General features: G+C 43.5%; 5 protein-coding genes. 2 read left to right on the top strand and 3 right to left on the bottom strand.

Annotation, left to right across the window (positions count from 1 at the left end):
• Positions 1-20 precede the first annotated feature (20 nt).
• Positions 21-737 (top strand): transposase, encoded by a 717-nt coding sequence (locus tag LX87_RS28435; RefSeq protein ID WP_111631684.1) that lies wholly within the window; start codon positions 21-23, stop codon positions 735-737.
• On the opposite strand, the gene LX87_RS28430 is transcribed toward LX87_RS28435, so the two are convergent.
• The 3 genes from LX87_RS28430 to LX87_RS28420 all read right to left on the bottom strand — a co-directional run bounded on the left by LX87_RS28430 (position 705) and on the right by LX87_RS28420 (position 2,340).
• Positions 705-1,145: a DUF4262 domain-containing protein gene (locus tag LX87_RS28430; RefSeq protein ID WP_111631683.1), complete on the bottom strand. Its 441-nt coding sequence runs from the start codon at positions 1,143-1,145 to the stop codon at positions 705-707. The two genes, LX87_RS28435 and LX87_RS28430, sit on opposite strands and share 33 nt — an antisense overlap.
• 152 nt (positions 1,146-1,297) lie before the next feature.
• On the bottom strand, positions 1,298-1,726 hold the full coding sequence (locus LX87_RS28425; RefSeq protein ID WP_111631682.1) for an Imm51 family immunity protein: 429 nt from the start codon (positions 1,724-1,726) through the stop codon (positions 1,298-1,300).
• 56 nt (positions 1,727-1,782) lie between these two features.
• On the bottom strand, positions 1,783-2,340 hold the full coding sequence (locus LX87_RS28420; protein ID WP_146624611.1) for a hypothetical protein: 558 nt from the start codon (positions 2,338-2,340) through the stop codon (positions 1,783-1,785).
• 373 nt (positions 2,341-2,713) lie between these two features.
• Between LX87_RS28420 and LX87_RS28700 the strand changes: the two genes are divergently transcribed.
• Positions 2,714-2,857, top strand: coding sequence for a hypothetical protein (locus tag LX87_RS28700; protein ID WP_170139503.1), 144 nt, complete (start codon positions 2,714-2,716; stop codon positions 2,855-2,857).
• Positions 2,858-2,984 lie beyond the last annotated feature (127 nt).

The raw sequence follows: 2,984 nt of genomic DNA, 5'->3' as shown, positions 1-2,984 counted from the left end.
GCCCAGCCGAGCGATAGGATGTGCCAGTCCGTTTTGCTTACCAGCAAGCTATCCCAAATCTTGGAATATTCTCACCCAACAAACCTAAAGGCCGGAGCGGGTATAGTTCCGGGGAGAACTATCAGGCGCTGGAACAACGGGGAATAGTAGGCTTTATTCCCCCACATGGTAAATACAAGGCAGATCGTCAAGACTTTACGTATGATGTCACCACCGACAGTTACCGACAGGGCAAAACGCTGGCCTTTGACCGCTTGGTGACTGATCGGGATGGTAACCCCAAAAAACGCTACTTATCCAAATCTTCCGACTGCAAAGGCTGTCCTTTACGAGCCACTTGTATTCAGACGACGGCCTGTGAGAAGCGGTTACATCATACGGCTTACAAAGCCGAGTATGAGCGGATGCTCCAGCGGTTGGCCACTCGGAGCGGCAAAGCCCGGAGTCGACAGCGTTCCGCCACGGTTGAACCGGTTTTAGGCAGTCTGATCGGCTATTATGGTCTGGGCAAGATCGGTGTTAGAGGCCAGGTCGGAGCGGCTAAAGTGATGTATTTGGCCGCTATAGCTTACAATCTTAAGAAGTACTTACGCTATGATCTGGGCAAGGGCTTATCGCAAGCTTCAGCAATGGTTATTCACATAACCAATGGCTTTTTGTACCTTCGGACTTTTGCAACAGCCACAGCACTTATACAACAAAGATCATTGCTGCTTGTACAGTATTTCTTGGTCTAGAATATCATACCCGTTGTCGTCGGGAAACTGGCTGTCTTGATCTGGCCATACACATTGAAGAACAGGGAAATTTGAGTTTTCATAATACAAAACAGCTCGTCCTAAATATTCCTCATACATCTCTGGCAGTACCGCTTTAAAATAACAAGGACGATCATCAAAAATGTCGTCATAGAGTACATTTTCTTCTCGTTGTATTCCTTCGGCAATACCATTGCCTATATCGTTTAGTATGGCATGAGCGTCTTCCTTGTCTAAGCCAGATATAATGATTTCAGCATGATTAAAGGACTCTTGTAATCCCACTGTGTATGAAAATGGGGGCAAGCTCTCATCAACGATATTGAAGACCATCCACCTATATTTGCTTATTTGCTGGGCTATTTGTTGACGAATCTCTTTACTCATAAATTGAATTCTTACAAGGTTGGTCTTTCTTAGCTTTTGAAGAACAAATTTGAAAAGTCGTATAACTGCGAATTATGTTAATGAATAAATCCCAGATATAGCAGTAGTTAAGACCCAGAGTACATCTAGGATTTATTCAAAAACTCCTTTCACTAATCGTCGATCCGGCTCCGATCTGCTGAACTAATGTAGCTCTCCAGTTTACTCATGTCTTGAAAAATGGGACTTAGCGTATTAACGAAATCTAGCTGGCTCTCTTTCGAGTCAGCTACAGCATATAAGCCGCCCGCTTCTGGGTCAAACTCAATATGATTTAATAAATCTGGATTCTCTTTTTCTAGAATTTGAGTGATATGGCTTTCCCAACAATAACCATTTGGCTCATAGTCATGGCTTGCGAACAGTTCCATGTACTCAGGAAGCATTTCTACTTCAGCCTTGATCCGAAAGGATCCTCCATTTTCATAAATCTCAAAAGGGGCAAAATTCGTCATATTCGATTTTTTAGGGTTATTGTTCTTTTTGCTTTCACAACTCAAAAACATGGAAAGCAAGATGGTAAAGAGTACAGAAATACGCATTATTTAAAGAGTAAAAAAATAGTTGTATAGGTGATTTTACGTTAGCCAGGGCCTTTTTATAAAATGTTCAAATAAAATCGAGCGCCATAATCCTCATACTGGATAATGGCCTCTTGTTTACGAGTCTGTTGATTGATAAGCTCATACTTAACTTTCCTGAACCGGGTTTGATAAGTAGAATCAAAGTGGATGGCCTGCTGAAATGATCGCAAAACATGACTGTTTAGTTCGTCATAGTCCATCTGGTATTGGATAAGCACCTGCTTAGCTTGGCGAAAGACCTTTCGATTCTCTTTGCCGACATCTAGGATGCCGACCCGATTAGATAAGACATCCTGTATCTGGAGCTGCTTGAGGGCACCAAGCCTAGCTGTTTTTGCGGTATCCTGTTCGATGTACAGGAAGACATCATCATCGTCAAACACATCAAATTGCTGTTCATCATCACCACATTGAATATTTTTAATACCAAATATATTTGCAGGGTGGATTTCACCGTACAGGTTTCGATGGAAAGCTAGGTGATTGACTATTGTACTAAGTTCTTTCCAGTCTTGGTATTGATCGCAAAAACAATTTAATCGTCGATAGATGGTATAATAAGAACTTCTCACCGGCGAGCAGGACCTTATAACCCTCATTTGGGCTTCTTTACACGGTTTGCCTTTTGAGCTATTGAACTTATAGGTTATGTAAGCGAGTGAAAGAAAAAACTAAGCAGTATAATCCGTTTAATACGCATTTGACGGTAGATGCAGTTATGGGTATATCTGTTGTAGAATCAAAATTATGTTGCCCTAAAATACAAAAAAGACAATCACGGTGGCCTGCAAAACCCGGTTTTACGACCATCTAAAAAGTCGCCCTGAAACTTTTGGCTCTTTTGGCGTCTAAGGGGTGTACACCCTTTTATTGCCATCAACCATGCCAGACCACCCAACGACTCATTTACCAACTTCCCACTCCCCGCTTAAACCCGGTGACCGCGTGAAGGTCCACACCCCCGGGTTTGCCAACCTGACCTTCACCATCGACTACCTCACCGAAGAACTCGGCCAACCCTTAGCCTGTGGCCCCTACGGCTGCTTTGCCATCCATCTGCTGGTCAAAACCGATGAGCCAACGTCATGAACCCTTCCCTTAAAAACCCACGGAGCTGGGGCTGTCCTTACCCCCTATAGTAAGCCAGTTTTGATTGGAATTAAGCCGCCTGTCGGTACTCGACCGGCGTCATAAACTTCAAAGCCTGATGAGGGCG

Origin of the sequence: Larkinella arboricola (assembly GCF_003259745.1) — a bacterium.
GTDB classification, from domain to species: Bacteria; Bacteroidota; Bacteroidia; order Cytophagales; family Spirosomataceae; genus Larkinella; species Larkinella arboricola.
The sequence above is the reverse complement of the archived record's forward strand: the minus strand, read 5'-3'. Positions and strand labels throughout refer to the sequence as shown.

Coding starts and splice junctions, on each gene's coding strand:
- LX87_RS28430 (WP_111631683.1), bottom strand. CDS start 1,145: ATGAGTAAAGAGATTCGTCAACAAATAGCCCAGCAAATAAGCAAATAT.
- LX87_RS28425 (WP_111631682.1), bottom strand. CDS start 1,726: ATGCGTATTTCTGTACTCTTTACCATCTTGCTTTCCATGTTTTTGAGT.